Here is a 15,886-nt window from a genome sequence, read left to right on the forward strand (position 1 = left end):
AAATTCTAATTCTGTTTTGTTGAAAAAATACGAAACGTGTCAAGTTCTTCCAAATCTCTTATCGAACTCCTCTAACGGAATTTTAATTACAATTGGTCTGCCGTGAGGACAAACATACGGCATTGAAGTAGCGAAAAGTTTATCAACAAGAATCCGCATCTCATTTTCGGTAAGTTTATCACCCGCTTTAATCGCCGCTTTGCATGAATATGATTTTGCAAGATTATCTCTTTTCTCAAGCTGACTGAGCTGTTCATTTTTTCTGTACTCATGAAGAATTTCCAAAAGCGTTTCAACTTCATGTTCAACTTTTACATCGGATGGAATACCGACAATAACCATAACATTTTTAGCCTGGAATTTTAATTCGAAACCGAGATTGGTTAGATACGGCTCCAGTTCTTTTGCAAGCTGGTAATCTGCGGGATCCAAATTTACTTTCTGCGGAAAGAGAAGATGCTGTGCAAAAGGAATGTTCGCTTCGAACGACTGCATTGCCAGTTCGTACAATATACGTTCATGCGCTACGTGAGAATCAATTATCATCAATCCGCTTTTGATCTGGGTTAAAATATATTTGTTATGAAGCAGAACAAGGAAAGGTGTTTCCATATGCTGCATTGTACTGCTTTCATGATAAACTTCCGTAGTTTGTCTCTCATCAAACGGTGTGGTTACTGACGAATCCGGTGCCGTGGATTTTATCTCGCGGTTCAGATCATCAAACAAACGGTCAACTTCATCTTCACTTAATATGTAAGGTTTACGTTCTTGATTATTTGTCTGCGGTGAAAACGGTCTGTCTGAAAAATCATTGCGGTTCGTTTGAGTTGAATTCTGAAAACGTAACGATTCCCTTTCTGCCGGAGTACCGTTGAAAGTTATGCTCGGTACAAGGTCAAAACTTCCGATTGTTTTTTTAATCACGGCTTGAACGAAAGAATAGATCTCCTTCTCGTCATCGAATTTCACTTCCAACTTTGAAGGATGAACATTCACATCAACTTTCTTCTGGTCAATCGTCATAAAGAGAACAAAAAAAGGATAATCCCCTTTTTCCAAAACATTTTCAAAAGCAGTAAAGACGGCGTGATTAACAATTTTACTCTGCACATATCTCTTATTCAAGAAAAAGTATTGCTCCCCTTTGCTGCGCCTCAAATAAGCCGGCTTGGTTACAAAGCCGCTCAGTGATATATAATCTGTTATCTCTTTCACTTCAATAGTCGCGTCAAGTATATTCTCCGCAAAGACCAATTTCAAACGTTCATGAATTGTAGATTTTGGAAAATCGAACACAACATCGTCGTCGTTATAAAATTTGAATCCAATTTCCGGGTGGCTCAAAGAAATTTTCTTAAATGTTTCGATTATGTGCTTTAGTTCTGTTTGATTGCTTTTCAGAAAATTGCGGCGCGCAGGTACATTATAAAAAAGATTCTTTACAGAAATTGAGGTTCCTTTTGAGAACGAACCTTTTTCTTTTGTGATGACAGAATTATCGTCAACTTTTATAAATGTTCCGAGTTCCTGGTCTCTCCGTTCGGTTTTTAATTCAAAAATACTGACTGCCGCAATTGAAGCAAGAGCTTCACCTCGGAAGCCGAATGTACCGATCGCTTCAAGATCATCAAGTGTTTCTATCTTGCTGGTTGCATGCCGCTGAATTGATAATTCAGCATCATCTTCATTCATCCCTTCGCCGTCATCTGCAACTTGAATCAAGACTTTACCCGCGCCTTTTATCATCACATCAATATTATGAGCACCGGCGTCAATCGCGTTCTCCACCAATTCTTTTACAACCGATTCCGGACGGTTTACAACTTCTCCGGCAGCAATTTTATTTGCCAGATTCTCCGGTAGTATTTTGATTTTTTTATTCAATTAATCCCTAACTCTATAATTCAATTTATGAATGATTCCTTTAAAAATCTTTGTGACTTAGTGTCTTTGTGGCTGAACTGTTACTCTACTCTAAGTATTCAGGCTACTTTTGCCACCAAGTCTTGCAGACACAAGGAAAACGAAATCTCACTTCCTAATATAATGATGAACAATGAAATCGGCGTATAATTCATTTGATTCCAGTATCCATTTGGTTCCGTCCACCTCGGGAAAGTAAACATCTCCTTCAGTCTCAAAATTCATTTCGGAAATCATCATCTCGTCGGCATCATTAATGGCTTGTTTGAAAATTTCCCCACCGCCGATGATGAAAACCTTTTCATAAACGCTTGTTTTGCAGAAATCCAATGCGTGCTGAAGTGAATAAAAAATTACCGCTTCACGGAATGAAGTTTGAAATTCCGTATTCCCGGTTACGATTAGATTGAGTCTTCCTTCGAGTGGTTTGCCGATTGCTTCCCATGTTTTTCTTCCCATAATAACCGGAAAGCCGATTGTGTTTTTTCTGAAATGCTGAAGTTCTTCTTTAGAGTGCCATGGAACTTTACCCGCTTTACCAATGACATTGTTTTTGGAGACCGCCGCGATTATTATTTTTTTCAATAAGTATCCATAAAATTAACAATAACAAATCTCTTCTCTCCGGGACGGACATTCACAACAACCGACTCATCCAAGTATCCGCTTAATCTGAACTTTAATGTATAACTGCCGGGAAGGATGCTTGTTAAACTGTCGGGCGTAGTTTTTCCGGTTTTATTATTCTCGAAATAAATATCTGCTCCGCCGGGAAACGAACTTAAATATATTGTACCGCTCCTTACATCGTCCGTGTACTCAACAATATTTTCCCTACAGCTTAAAACTGCAACCGACATTATCAAAAGTAGAAAGAACTTTTTCATACAACTTTCTCCACCAATCTTTTGGCGGAAATATTAATCCGTTAACCGAGAACTACAATCCAAATTTTTATCGCCGGTGCTAAGATAAAGAAAAATTAGAAAAGATTGGCGGGACTTGTTTTTAAGACTTATTGCGTGGAGCTGTGGAATACTTCGCTCCGGCCGTAAGTCCAATACTTTTTCGACGGCTTAAAAACGTTTTCATGTCAATCCATGATGATGAGATTAATTTTTGCTCTGTAATAGTATTACGCCTGTTTCTAAAAGATCATCGTCAAGAATTCGTTCACGGATGAAGTATAATCAACAATGGAGCTTCATAATATTTTTAACTAACATGGATAACAAAGCTGCATCTTTCTCCTCCGTATAGAACCGATTCTTCAATCTTCGATTCAACCTGTTTACCGAGGATTATACCGTAAACTTCTTTCTGATATCCGAGCGAGCATTTGCAAAACTCTTTATTCATTAATGATTTATCCACAAAAGGACATCCGCAAGTACCGGTCTTTTTTCCGACAAGATGAATTGTGTTCTCTTCCTTATTATAATCAGCGCTTTCAATCCAGCGCGCTTTTATATCCGCAAAGAATCCTTCAATGTTATCCTTGTACTTCAAATAAAATTCTTTGTTCTCTTTGGCGCACTCGCGTCCTAATTCCTCAATAATTTTGTCACGCTCTTCCCCGGAAACTTTTGAATTTACTATATCCATTAATTTGGCAAAGCGTCTCTGCATGAATCCGATTCTTCCGTCTTCCTTTTGTTCGTCACCGCCGGAATTAGAAAACGCTTTTGCAGAAGTTAATACCGGCATTCCGATACAAGAACAAATACCTAATAGGCAAGCTGAATGAATAAAGTCTTTCCTTTCCATTTTTCAATCTCCGTTTTGAAAATGTTTGATTTTTCTATCTTTCATTTTATCATTCCCAGAATTAAAATCATTATTATTATAGCAATAAATATTATTGAACTCGGGCGAGCAAAATTCAAGGTCCAACCTAGCCATGGAATTCTTTTAGGTACTATTATTCTCTGATCATCCGGATTGTAATAGAATATACCCCAGATTCTATAATCATTATTTATTATAATTCTATTTTTTTGTTTTCTTAAGTAAACAAATTGAACTATCTCAAAAATGATGTGCAAACTTGCCAGAATTACTATGAAAATTAAAATAATATTATCTATTCTCATTTAATTACTTTTAATATTCTCTTAGTGCCCGCTAAACGGTGTACCGAAAATGCCAACAGCAAGTTCTGCCCAAATGAGGAGAAGTGCTGCCAGAAGAACTACACAGATGGCGATTCGGTACTTAATTTTATTTATCTTCCTTATAACAAATTCACACATCAGACCAGTACCGAGTAGTAGGATAGCAGCAACAACAAAATCGAGTACTGTCCAGCTTACCTCATCTGTGAACTGCATTGCTATTAGTGGTATAAATAGTAGAAGCACTACAGCTAGCACAATTACGATAAGTCTTTTGTTCTGCTTAATCATATATTTTTTGTTTTGATTCATTTTACTTCCATTCATAATTCTATATTTTATTTTAACTAAGCATAACGGCATGCAACTAAAGTCGGAGATCCCGATGTATTTTATCGAGGTCGAAGATCCCGATGTATTTCATCGGGAACGGAGATCCCGCACTCATTGCGGGGCGCCGCCCAAAATTTATCCGGCGCAGACGGAGAAGCGTCCGGACTGACACGCGGGTTAGATTCCACGCCCGTGAAGCTGAACTCTATTTGCGTTTAACCAACCGGACATGTGCTGCTGCCTCGGAAGCTATAAACTCTGTATATTCATATTTTTTGGCCACTTCGTCAGTTCCGTCAAAAAGCCGTTCGCCGGCTCCAAGCAACTTGGGCGTTATGACGAGGTGTAATTCGTCAATGAGTCCGGCTCGCAAATATTGCCTCACGGCGGTTGCACCACCGCCAATCCGCACATCTTTTCCATTTGCAGCATCAAATGCTTTCTCTAATGCAATCTCAATTCCCTCTGTTACAAAATGGAAGATTGTTCCGCCTTCCATTGGAATTGATTGTCTCGGATATTTCGTGAGCACGAATACAGGATGGTGATACGGTGGATTGGGTCCCCACCATCCTTTCCAATCGTCATTAAGCCATGGCCCTCGAATTGGACCAAACATATTGCGCCCCATTATGGTCGCACCCACCCCTTCATCTGCTTTGGCAGCAAAAGTATCATCGATGCCGGTGGTTCCGCCTTCGTTACCGAACATTGTTCTAAATGTCCGGGTTGCAAGTGCCCAATCCATAATAACCCGGCCTCCTTCACCAAAGGGATTCTCACGACTTTGATTAGGGGCCGAAGTAAATCCGTCCAAAGACATCGTGAAAGCCCGGACAACAAGTTTAGCCATGGTTTCCTCCTTTCTAAAATATTCTTGTGTGCGACTAATGGCGTTGCAACTAAAGTCTTAGATCCCGTGTTCTTTGCAGGGCTCCGCCCATAACCACAATGACGCTTTTGGCAACTACCTTTTTTGTTTTATAAACCTGTCCCGCGTTCTTTGCGGGATCAACTTCTTTACTGCAAATCAATTTTGAACAACAAACTTATTCTGTTCAGGACGTGAGATAATAACGATTATTTTCACACCATTAATTTATTATACAAATAATTTTTAATATAGATAATGTTTGTTTTTCTATCTCACGTCCAAATACTAAACTCAATAACCTCATCAAACGACTGCGTCAAAGAGAGTTTACCCCGCTCTGCGGGGCGGTCGCTTTGAGTTGCTGGTTAGGCAGTGGTGCAAGGTTCAAAACAATTGACCTCATTAAGTTTTTGTTTTTTCAATCCATTGACCGATCGTTATCCTATGGCCCTCTGGTGATGCAACGGAAAATTCACGCATTTCCCAAGGCTTTGTATCGATTGGGGAGAGAATCTTAATCCCTTTTCCTTTTAGATCTTCATAATAACTATCCACATTGTCAACGCACAGATAGCCAAAATAGCTATGATCACCAAGCTTGCTCGGAGGCAAGGCATCAAGACACTTTCCAAGCATTACCATACAATTATCTCGTTCAAGGAATATCCATCCTCCGGGCTCTGATACTATCTGAAAGCCAAGTTTCTCAAAAAATGTTGATGACACTCGAAGATCATGAACAGCGAGTACGTAATGATTCTGAAGTATCTTTGTCATAAGTTCTTTCCTTTCATGATAACTGTATTTCCGCCACTGCCTAACTATTACTTATACTGAACGGGTTATTTATAAACGAAACGTAGAACAACGCTCAGCTCCTTATTTATCATCCGTAAAGTTTTCAATCTTCGGTTCTATAACAATTATATACAAGGTTAAAATTATTTGCAAGGTTTGTTTTTATCGAAGTGAACTGCTTTCTATGGTTAAAGATTACGTTTAATCACGTCTGCTTTTTGTATTGAAGAGCAACGACGCCGGATCGAAAGGTTTTCGCACCGGCAAAATCCAGCCGAAGTCTCTCCTGGAGCTTCACGGTTTCGAATAACCGCGGTCCCTTTCCTGCGATCACCGGGTGTACCACAAAATGATACTCGTCGATCAAACCGCGTTCCGAAAGCTGGGACGCAATGCTCAAACTCCCCACACAGATGTCTTTTCCATGCTGTTGCTTCAGCGCGAGCACTTCTTCCGCAACGTTTGCTCGTACGATTCTCGTTTTATTTCCTTCAACGTGTTTCAATGTCGTTGTGAATACGACAATGTCGAGTGAGTCGAACACGCGGGCGAACTCATTAATTGCTTCTGTCTCCGATTGCTTCTTGGCGACATCCGGCCAATAAGGAACCATTAGTTGGTACGTGATCCGGCCGAATAGCAGGAGGTTCGCATTGCGAAGCACCTCCGTGAAGTACTTGTGCAGCTCTTCATCTACAATCCCGTCCGTGTGACTGCAGTATCCGTCTGCAGTGATATTGATTGCGAAAACAACCTTTCTCATAGACTACCTTTCAAAACGAAAAATCTATTTTGAGCGTTCAAACACCGTTGCACTAACCTGCTTATCCGGCAAATGCCGGGCTCTTCGTTTTGCCTGCCCCGCAGTTTCGCGTTCTTTGCGTCCCGATGCATTCTATCGGGATATTGCGGTGAGGGGCGCGTTATTTTGTTATTAAATTATTATTATATTTTTATCTTTTAACACTCTAAGATAAACTGCTATTTGACCTCGATGATGAATTTCATGGTCGATATTTCCACGCAATATTATCCATGCAATACTTACTTCTGAATTGAATCTATCATCGAATATCTTTTTATTCAGACTATCCTCATCAAATGTTTTAATGAATTCTATTTTAGTTTCGAGAACTTCTTTTAGGTTATTTATTAATTCTTTATATCCATTGCTGTCACAATCTTTTGTAATTGCGGTTTCAGTCTCAATTGATTTAATGCCCGGGTTTTTTATTTTTTCAATTAACCAGTTATCCAGATCAATTATGTGTTTTGCTATTTCTGAAAAACTTAATGCACCGGGACTTACTTTCCAGTTTTCATAACCTTCCGGAACTATTGCCAGTCTTTTTATTGTTGACTCTCTAACTGCTCTGCAGAATTCTATTAATAATTCGATTTCCATTTAACTTATAATTTTTATAAAATTTATCAAAACAGAAATTTTATTCTCAACAGCATAACGGCGTTGCAACTAAAGCGCCGCCCATAACTACGATGACGCTTTTGGCAACTACCTTTTTTGTTTTAAAATCAACTTCTTTTTATAAATCAACTTTGAATAATAAACCTACTCTGAAAAGCTAAACCCAATAATCTCAACAAACGACCGCTTCGAAGACGCGGTCGCTTTGAGTTGCGTGTTAGGGCGTGTTTATTTTTCTTCTAATAACTGAAGAATATTCTTCTTCACGCGATCATAAAATTGAAACTTATCATATCCTATTTCCTCAAATCTGACTACTCCTTTTTTATCTAATATTACAGTCGTAGGGACAGCATTAACACCAATCCTTGGAGTTTTATTATCATTCGTCTGTATCAGTGTTGGAAAAGAAGTCGGGTATTTTTTCAATACGTTCTTTACAAGTTCTGTTTCTTCCTCCAAATTATTAAAAAGACCAATTTGAGAATGCATGCTTAATAATGAGAACTTCTCATTTTTGAAATCATTGTATATTTTTTCCAAATCAGGTCTTTCCTCTAAACATGTACCACACCAATAAGCCCAATAATTAATTACTGTGACTTTCCCTTTTATTTCAGTTTCATCGTGTTTCTTATCATCAATAGTTTTTAGTGAGAAACGGGGGAATGTTTTCCCAACATATTTATAAGTTTTTGTCTCGATAAGTTTTTCTTTTGGAATTGTCTTTATAAAGTTTTCTTTGTAACTGTTATAGCCCTCATCTGAATGATTTAGAATTGTATATATCCTCTGCAATGCCAGCCAATTATCCTCGTCTGTAGGATCCTTTGTTAAAGCAATTTTGTAGTATGATTTTGCGAACTCATATTTTTTTTCTATTTCGTATATCATTCCAAGTTTACTCAAAATAGATAAATCGAATTCATATTTAACGGATAGATCATATGCAGGTAGAGTTTGGTAAGTAGTGAGAGCTTCTAAATATGTTTTGATTGCCAATTCATAATCACTATTTGCTAAATAGTTTTCACCAAGATTCCTTTTATAATCAAATAGCTTACTATTTCTGTAATGGAGTGGCAAATCATCAATATTATCTATTGCCTTTTGCGCATATTTAATACCGATAGGAAGATATTTTTTAAGATAGGCCGGCGTCATTGCTATCATATTGTAAACTTCTGAATTTGGAGAATAATTCTCGATGCTATCAATAATGCTGGAAACGGAAAGGCTGTCAGATACAATCATATAAGTAATTAACGCATATGAGAATAATGCACGTCTATCCATCCAGTTGGGATATTTTGTTAATAATGTGTCATAAAGAAGTTTTGATTTTTCTGGCGCTTGGGCTGTGGACATCATTGCTCTATTGAGATAATTCTCTTCTTTCCTAGAAGAAGTAAAGTACTTGCCGTTAAAATTATGGTCAAAACTTTTTTCAACTGAGGATTCTCTATCATGATTTAATTGCAGATAAATAGAGTGATACCCGACATTAAGATTATTTTTATCAATGATTATGGAATGCACACCGGCATCTTGAAAAGAATAGACGGGAACCGAAGAGAGAAATCCAAGTCTATCATATATTTTCAATTCAACAAAAGCAGGATAAGGGATTTTATACTCAATGGTTAATTTTGTGTCTGAAGAGTCACCAATTATTTGTAATGATGGTTTTTCATAAATATCTAACACTTTTTGTTGAGAGTACATATTTTGTGCACCGATGATAATAGCAATCAATGACAAAAATATTTTTAGCATTCTTGTTGTTTTTGTAACCATTATTTTTTCTCCCCATGCGGTAAGAAATATATAAACTATGTATTACCATTAAAGCGCCCTAACTATTACTTATACTGAACTGTTTATTTCTTTATGGAACATAGATATGCGTCCAGTTGCAAGTCTACGTTCCAATTTCTTTGGCAATATTGTTTAAATCTATTTTTGTTCTGCTTCTATTTATACGGCAAAAAGAATTTTTTAGGCTGGTTTCAATCGAGGTGAACTTCTTTGTATCTATCAAGGAGGTATCCGGTAATTTTCTGTTTTAATTTAACACAAAATTTAATATAAATAAATTCTTTTTCAGTAGAGACGGGATACTTGTCCCGTCTCTGCAATCATTTGTGTGTCTCCACAATTCTACGTCTCTATAATTCAAATTTGTAGCCGGGATAACGTGCAGTAAGAAATTTCAGATAGTTCTCTATCTCATTTTCCGACTTTTCGCATTCGCTGACAGCCTTCTCGTGCTGATCACTGGGATAAGACGGATCATTCTCCAAAGCAAATAACATTTTTTGTGCATGATTGTTCTGAAAGCTCATTGTTTCAAGTTTTGTTAGTTCTTCTTTCGACGGAGTCTCCGGAAGTACGGTACCGGCGGCGCCAGCACGGAAGGATAAGAAAAGAGTCTTTCCCGTAACCGTATTCTCGATCGAGTAAATTTCAGTACTACCGGGATGAATGGAATTTTTAAGACGCTCTTCTTCCGCGGCTAGATATGCATCATCATCGGTTTCAGCAAAGACCGTAGTTACCCAAGTCATCATATCATCTTCATCATAGTAGTTTACACAATATGCATTCATTTAGTATACCCTCCTTTTCGTTTCTATCCGCTATTCTTTTATTCCTTTTATAATTGTTGGTGCACCCTCATTATTACTTATACTGAATGAGTATAAAATTGGCAAAAATAATTTTTTAGGCTGGTTTCAATCGAGGTGAATTGCTTTGTATCTATCAAGGAGGTATCCGGTAATTTTCTGTTTCAATTTAACACAAAAATTAATATAAATAAATTCTTTTCTCCGTAGAGACTCGCCGCGGCGAGTCTCTACCAAATTGCGGCGAGTCTCTACGTTTCACTTTTCACGTCTTACGTCTCACCTCTCACGTCTCTACGTTTCACCTTTCACGTCTCTACATCTCACCTTTCACGTCTCTACGTTTCACCTTTCACCTCTTCCGTCTCACCTCTCACGTCTCTACGTTTCACTTTTCACGTCTCTACGTTTCACCTTTCACGTCTCTACATCCCACCTTTCACGTCGCTGCCGGAGCCGCCGCTTCCTTATGCCCCAATCCCAAATCCTTTATCACCCGCGCCGACCAATACTTATTATAGAACATTCTGTTATCAAACTTAAAATTCTCGATCAATGCGTCGATCTCGGTTTTTAATACCAGGTCCGCTTTATCGAACAATTGAGATAACGTCTGCCGTGTTGCGCTCTTTGTTGCAAAGCTTGTTTCTTTCACCCCGCGCGCTTCTTCATATTCAACAATTTTGTTCAGCAGATCCGTTAACCTGGCACTTGTAACTCCAAAATCCGCGAGCGCTATAATATTCGAATTTAACAAATCATGAATTAATCTTGCTTTGCTAATCAGATCATTGTCGCGCATTCCTTTTAATTGGGATCTGTTTACTTTGCTCTTTGCCTTCAGATCTTCAATCTTGTTACGGCTTGCGTAAGCATTCAATGTGTCCGCCAGAGGTGTTAAGAGATCGAGCAATTCATCTTCAACCAGATTCTTCGCATTTGTCTTCCCGGAAACACTTGCAGTATATTCTGTGTCCCTCACGGAAATATCCGACACAAGCGTTTTAAAATTGGTCACTGCGCTGCTTAACGCAGGCAAAGTTGTTACAATACTTTGATTCTCATCGAGGACAGAAATTACCGCACGGTATGAAGAGAACTTGTTTTCTTCCGTTTTAGTCATAACCTACCCCTTTTATTATGATTATTTAGTTAGCTCTGCCGTTTTGGCAGATTTTTCTTCATTTCTCGATTTTTTTTCCCATTTTTTAAACTGCACGCCGCATTTTTTAAACTCATTTTGATTTTTGTCACACCGCATCGGGCATTTTTTAAAATAATTCTCTCATTTTTTAAATCTCACCGGGCATTTTCTAAATTAATTTTGACAACTTGGCAGCCGCGGTCTTCATTTTTTAAACTTCGCCGGGCATTTTTTAAAATGATTTTTTCAATTACCGGATTTGGTTATTCTTTATTTAAAACCGGCTTCGCTAATCGGAAATCCAGACCGCCGTTTCTTAAATGGAATCTCTCTTATTAGAAGATGATTTTTTCTTTTTGCAGTACAATTTTGGAAGGTTAGAATTTGGAGGACCCTCCCCCCGGAACAACAGATTTATTTTCTACTTAATAAACGGAAAATTTTAAATTAATGTCAATATAAATTTAATGCATACTTTGATTTGTCATGTCGATCCCGCCAAGGCGGGATATCCCGTCTCTACATATAGTGCCGGTTTACCGTGTGCGGGAATCACTCCAGATCAGTTTTTCATCTTTTCTTTCCTTAAAGAAATCCGGGCATTTTCCATCTCCGCCACCTGCGAAACCTCCGTCCGGCTTGCATATAACTTTCCCGCTTTCATCAAAAAGATTGCTGAATTGATCGCAGCATTGTGCCGGAACATAATACACAGTTTGATCTTTGTAGCTGTACCGCCATATCGATTGAGGAGGATTTCCTACCGGCTGACTTTTAAATTGCTCAATTAAATTATTAACCCAATCCGGATTATCCGGTTCATTTGATTGGGTACAACCGAGAGTTAAGATGAAGAAAACGGAGAGAACAAATAATAATTTTTTCATTTTGAACCTCAATGTAATCTGCACGGTGCAATTTATTCAAAACAGATGATTTATTGAAGGAACAAATTCTTACCTAAATTCTGCTATCCGTAGAGACGCCATATATGGCGTCTCTACAATGTAAAGTTTAGTCTCTACAAATCTGTGACGCGTCTCAACAGATTTAATCAATTATTAAATTTTCATAATCGTTTTTTTCAATATCCCATTTCAAGGGATTTTGTTCAATATATTTTCTTATTTGATGCAACTCTTTTTCGTTTCTTATGATCCGGTCATAAAATCTAGGCTGCCAGTTAAAATTGGATATACTATTCTGGTTACACCAACGTGTGATTGCTGCTTTAAATGTTCCAACAATTACACCTAGTGAGGCTTGTTTTTGCCGCTGTAGAGACGGGATATATCCCGTCTCTACATTTGATTTCCCACAATTTAATTCACCCGGATTAAGAATTATTATACCATGAATGTGATTTGGCATGATTATATGATAATCCAGTTCGATGCTCGGAAAATGGTCCGGCATTTTTAACCAAAATTTCTCAGTAACATTTCTTAAACCATTTAATTCCATTTTACCAGCAACTACTTTTCCAAAAAAATCAACGTGATTTTTGGTATTGATTGTAACATAATACCACCAAGGTATTGAGTAATCCCAATCTCGTAAACGATTTGATTCAATGCGGAATTTATTTTGGAAGTATGCCATACAAATTATATTAAATGCTGACGTAACCTACTCTCGCCCCTAACTTCTTACCAGTTCATCCCCACGGCTTCTTCAATCCAAGAGTTTCCAGTTTGCTTTCAAATTCTATTCGTTCGCGGTTCTTTGAAAGTTTTCCCTCAACCATTTTAAGCCATCCGAATTCTTCGGCAAGCATTTTAGCTTCTTGATCTTTGCCCGCAAACATTTGTTTCATTATCTGTAATTCGAGAGCGGTAAAGCTCATCGAGTTCATTCGGTAATCTTTGAATGCTTCCCATGCTATAGGACACCATTTACTTACAATTTCGTTTCCTATAACATTAGCGTAACTGCGGATTTCAAATTGCGCATGGGCATCCATTCGAAGTGCAAGAAAGTTAAGAAGGTTATGGAGATCAATTTTCCAATATGCTTCTGTGTAGGTTGAGAGCGGAAGATCTTTGCGTGCCTGCTCGCGCGCAACGCCAAGCTGCAGACGCTCTTGATAAATCTCACGGGCAAATTGCTGAAGTTCTTCTTCACGCTCGGATAATTTACTGCCGAGTGCAGGATCAAAGAATCCCTCGCTTCCCTGCTTATTATCTATTGCCTGAAAACGCCATTCCCCGGTATTTGTTTTTTGAGACGAATCGATTGCGAGTGAGTAACGTGTTGAATATTCGTTTACATTCGCCGTACGGTGACGAATCCATTGCCGCCATGTGTCCATTGGAACGCGGACGTGCAATTTGATTTCGCACATCTCGAACGGTGTTGTATGAAAGTTGCGCAGAAGATAACGGATCAGTCCCCTGTCCTCATTAACTTTTTTAGTCCCTTTACCGTAAGAAACTCTTGCCGCCTGTACAATTGATTCATCGCTCCCCATGTAATCGATCACACGTACAAAACCGTCATCGAGTACCGGAAACTTTTTACCGAGAATCTCTTCGAGCGAATCAATTTTTATTTTTTCAAAAACTTCTGTTTGGTTTTCCATTATACTTCCATGAATAGATAATTTTTAACTGTTCTTTATAATTTCTTCACGTCATTGCGAACGAACGAAGTGAGTGAAGCAATCTCAAATACGTAAGTTAGATTGCTTCTCCTGCTACCGCAGGATCGCAATGACAACAAATTATTTTTACTCACAACAAAATTCTGTTATTGCTAGTTCTTAGCTTCTACTAATTATTGAATGAAGCAATCTCTTACAGTACACTCGTCATGGCGAGTCCCGTAAAGCGGGACGTGGCAATCTCAATACTCATTTAGTTTGCTTCGTCTCCGGCAAATGCCGGATCCTCGCAAAGACAGAAAAGAGAATATTAGAATAAATTCAATAATTATTTCTTGGATATTTTCTTTGTAAAAAGCTGTATGATCTCTTTGCTGATTTTTCTGCAAGCAATCTCAATACCTTGATCAATCTTCTGAATTGATTCCTCGACCGAATCAAAATATTCTCCAATCTCGATCACTTTCAAAGTATCAATTTTCGGCAAATCGCCGTCGGTACTGCCGCATATAAACGTTATCGGAATATTCCTCTCGGCAAATTCGTTTACAACAATGAACGCGCCTTTATTTAAGAATGTTTGCGAATCCAGTTTCCCTTCTCCGGTGATAACATAATCAAGATCGGTAACTTCCGCATGAACTTTCAAATCGTTCTTGATGAAATCATCGGCATATTTTATCTCGCCGTTAAAAAATATTTTCATTGCCGCTGCAATTCCGCCGCCGGCACCGCTCAAGCTGGTCTGTATTTCTTCATCAATTTCAAGTTGATCCAATAAGTGAATAAAACCTTTTTCCATTATAACGGATTCTTCATCCGTCGCGCCTTTTTGTTCTGCGAATAATAAACTTGCGCCGTTAATTCCGAGAAGCGGATTTTCCACATCAATTATCAATTCCAATTTGAATGGAAGCTCTACTTCAGGAGCAACAATTTTTTCAACGAGCGAAAAGTTTTTAGGCAATACTTCCAGTTTATTATCCTTTGCGTCGTAAAACTCAAGACCAAAAACTTCCATCATTCCCATACCCAGATCGTTCGTACCGGTTCCGCCGATGCCGACAACTATTTTTTCAACATCCATTATTCCGGCATTAACGGAATCAAAGATTTGAAGAAGAAGATCTCCCATTCCTCTTGAAGAAAGAGAGAGCGGTTTTCTAAATTCTTCTGGAATTAATTTCAAGCCCAACACTTCAGCTGATTCGATATACAAAGTTTTAGTTTCTTGATAATAACCGACCGGGCAGAAAAATTTATCTCCATTAAAAGAATTTGAGATTTCGAAATGGAGAAATTCAACGCCGAAATTTCTTTGGCAGACTTGCAGAAATCCGTCGCCGCCGTCTGAAATCGGCTTAAGCCAAAAATCAATTTTGGATTTGATCTCATCCGGTAATAATCTGAAGAGTGAAGCTTTTATGAATTCCGTGATTTCGACTGAATCGGCACATTCCTTAAAACTGTTTGGTGCAATTAAGATTTTAAATTGTTTTAGATTATCCAAAATGTGGCTACCTTTTTAATAATTGTTCGAATGCATTAATTAAATTTTTCTTCGTTTGTAATAGATCCTGGGAAATTATTTTTACCTCACCGACTGCCGGCATAAAATTAATATCTCCACTCCAACGCGGTACAACGTGAAAATGAATGTGTGAGTCAATACCGGCTCCGGCAGCTTTACCAAGGTTTGCACCGAAGTTATAACCTTGCGGTTTCATTGTAATATCAAGAGCTTTAATCGAAAGCTGAACCATCTTCATCATTTCATTCATTTCATTTTCGTTAAGCGCGTTTATATCGCTTTGATGACGGTAAGGAATAATTAAAAGATGTCCGCTGTTATACGGGTATAAGTTAAGCATCACATAACACGATTCATTTTTATAGACAAGAAGAGAATTATCATCTTCAATCGGAAGTTTCGGCGCTTCGCAAAATACGCATGCGTCGGAATCCTTCTTAGTCTTAAAAGAATCTATATAATTTGAGCGCCAGGGCGACCAGAGTTTTTCCATAAATAAAAAAGGCGGAAG

At 38.2% G+C, this 15,886-nt stretch carries 17 protein-coding genes; all 17 read right to left on the reverse strand.

Features of this window, described 5'->3' with window-relative positions; all coding sequences use genetic code 11:
* Positions 1 to 39 precede the first annotated feature (39 nt).
* The 17 genes from mutL to NTX65_15370 all read right to left on the reverse strand — a co-directional run bounded on the left by mutL (position 40) and on the right by NTX65_15370 (position 15,868).
* Positions 40 to 1,887 (reverse strand): DNA mismatch repair endonuclease MutL, encoded by a 1,848-nt coding sequence (mutL, locus tag NTX65_15290; GenBank protein ID MCX6170704.1) that lies wholly within the window; start codon positions 1,885 to 1,887, stop codon positions 40 to 42.
* Between the two features lie 147 nt (positions 1,888 to 2,034).
* Positions 2,035 to 2,511, reverse strand: coding sequence for a dihydrofolate reductase (locus NTX65_15295; protein ID MCX6170705.1), 477 nt, complete (start codon positions 2,509 to 2,511; stop codon positions 2,035 to 2,037).
* Positions 2,508 to 2,813, reverse strand: coding sequence for a PEGA domain-containing protein (locus tag NTX65_15300; GenBank protein ID MCX6170706.1), 306 nt, complete (start codon positions 2,811 to 2,813; stop codon positions 2,508 to 2,510). Before NTX65_15300 ends, NTX65_15295 begins: the two co-directional genes overlap by 4 nt.
* A 328-nt stretch (positions 2,814 to 3,141) precedes the next feature.
* Entirely contained in the window at positions 3,142 to 3,693 is a 552-nt protein-coding gene (locus NTX65_15305) for a hypothetical protein (protein ID MCX6170707.1), read from the reverse strand.
* Between the two features lie 347 nt (positions 3,694 to 4,040).
* Positions 4,041 to 4,367 (reverse strand): hypothetical protein, encoded by a 327-nt coding sequence (locus tag NTX65_15310; GenBank protein ID MCX6170708.1) that lies wholly within the window; start codon positions 4,365 to 4,367, stop codon positions 4,041 to 4,043.
* A 211-nt stretch (positions 4,368 to 4,578) separates the two neighbouring features.
* Positions 4,579 to 5,226, reverse strand: a complete 648-nt coding sequence (locus tag NTX65_15315) for a dihydrofolate reductase family protein (protein MCX6170709.1) — start codon at positions 5,224 to 5,226, stop codon at positions 4,579 to 4,581.
* 423 nt (positions 5,227 to 5,649) lie between these two features.
* Positions 5,650 to 6,024: a VOC family protein gene (locus tag NTX65_15320; GenBank protein MCX6170710.1), complete on the reverse strand. Its 375-nt coding sequence runs from the start codon at positions 6,022 to 6,024 to the stop codon at positions 5,650 to 5,652.
* 226 nt (positions 6,025 to 6,250) lie between these two features.
* Positions 6,251 to 6,808 carry a dihydrofolate reductase family protein gene (locus NTX65_15325; GenBank protein ID MCX6170711.1) on the reverse strand — a complete coding sequence of 186 codons (558 nt, stop codon included), beginning with the start codon at positions 6,806 to 6,808 and terminating at the stop codon, positions 6,251 to 6,253.
* 171 nt (positions 6,809 to 6,979) lie between these two features.
* Positions 6,980 to 7,450 carry a DinB family protein gene (locus tag NTX65_15330; GenBank protein ID MCX6170712.1) on the reverse strand — a complete coding sequence of 157 codons (471 nt, stop codon included), beginning with the start codon at positions 7,448 to 7,450 and terminating at the stop codon, positions 6,980 to 6,982.
* Between the two features lie 249 nt (positions 7,451 to 7,699).
* Positions 7,700 to 9,268 carry a redoxin family protein gene (locus NTX65_15335; GenBank protein ID MCX6170713.1) on the reverse strand — a complete coding sequence of 523 codons (1,569 nt, stop codon included), beginning with the start codon at positions 9,266 to 9,268 and terminating at the stop codon, positions 7,700 to 7,702.
* A gap of 371 nt (positions 9,269 to 9,639) precedes the next feature.
* Positions 9,640 to 10,080: a hypothetical protein gene (locus tag NTX65_15340; protein MCX6170714.1), complete on the reverse strand. Its 441-nt coding sequence runs from the start codon at positions 10,078 to 10,080 to the stop codon at positions 9,640 to 9,642.
* 457 nt (positions 10,081 to 10,537) lie between these two features.
* On the reverse strand, positions 10,538 to 11,221 hold the full coding sequence (locus tag NTX65_15345; GenBank protein ID MCX6170715.1) for a hypothetical protein: 684 nt from the start codon (positions 11,219 to 11,221) through the stop codon (positions 10,538 to 10,540).
* Positions 11,222 to 11,778: 557 nt separating this feature from the next.
* Positions 11,779 to 12,129, reverse strand: a complete 351-nt coding sequence (locus tag NTX65_15350) for a hypothetical protein (GenBank protein ID MCX6170716.1) — start codon at positions 12,127 to 12,129, stop codon at positions 11,779 to 11,781.
* Positions 12,130 to 12,292: 163 nt separating this feature from the next.
* On the reverse strand, positions 12,293 to 12,844 hold the full coding sequence (locus NTX65_15355; protein ID MCX6170717.1) for a hypothetical protein: 552 nt from the start codon (positions 12,842 to 12,844) through the stop codon (positions 12,293 to 12,295).
* A gap of 55 nt (positions 12,845 to 12,899) precedes the next feature.
* The gene (thyX, locus tag NTX65_15360) at positions 12,900 to 13,823 is read right to left on the reverse strand and encodes an FAD-dependent thymidylate synthase (protein MCX6170718.1); all 924 of its coding nucleotides are present in this window, start codon (positions 13,821 to 13,823) and stop codon (positions 12,900 to 12,902) included.
* A 349-nt stretch (positions 13,824 to 14,172) separates the two neighbouring features.
* On the reverse strand, positions 14,173 to 15,354 hold the full coding sequence (locus NTX65_15365) for a glycerate kinase (GenBank protein ID MCX6170719.1): 1,182 nt from the start codon (positions 15,352 to 15,354) through the stop codon (positions 14,173 to 14,175).
* A 7-nt stretch (positions 15,355 to 15,361) separates the two neighbouring features.
* A complete protein-coding gene (locus NTX65_15370) occupies positions 15,362 to 15,868 on the reverse strand; it encodes an HIT domain-containing protein (GenBank protein ID MCX6170720.1) in 507 nt (168 codons plus the stop codon).
* Positions 15,869 to 15,886 lie beyond the last annotated feature (18 nt).

The organism is Ignavibacteriales bacterium (assembly GCA_026390795.1).
In the GTDB taxonomy this organism is placed as follows: Bacteria; Bacteroidota; Ignavibacteria; order Ignavibacteriales; family Melioribacteraceae; genus Fen-1258.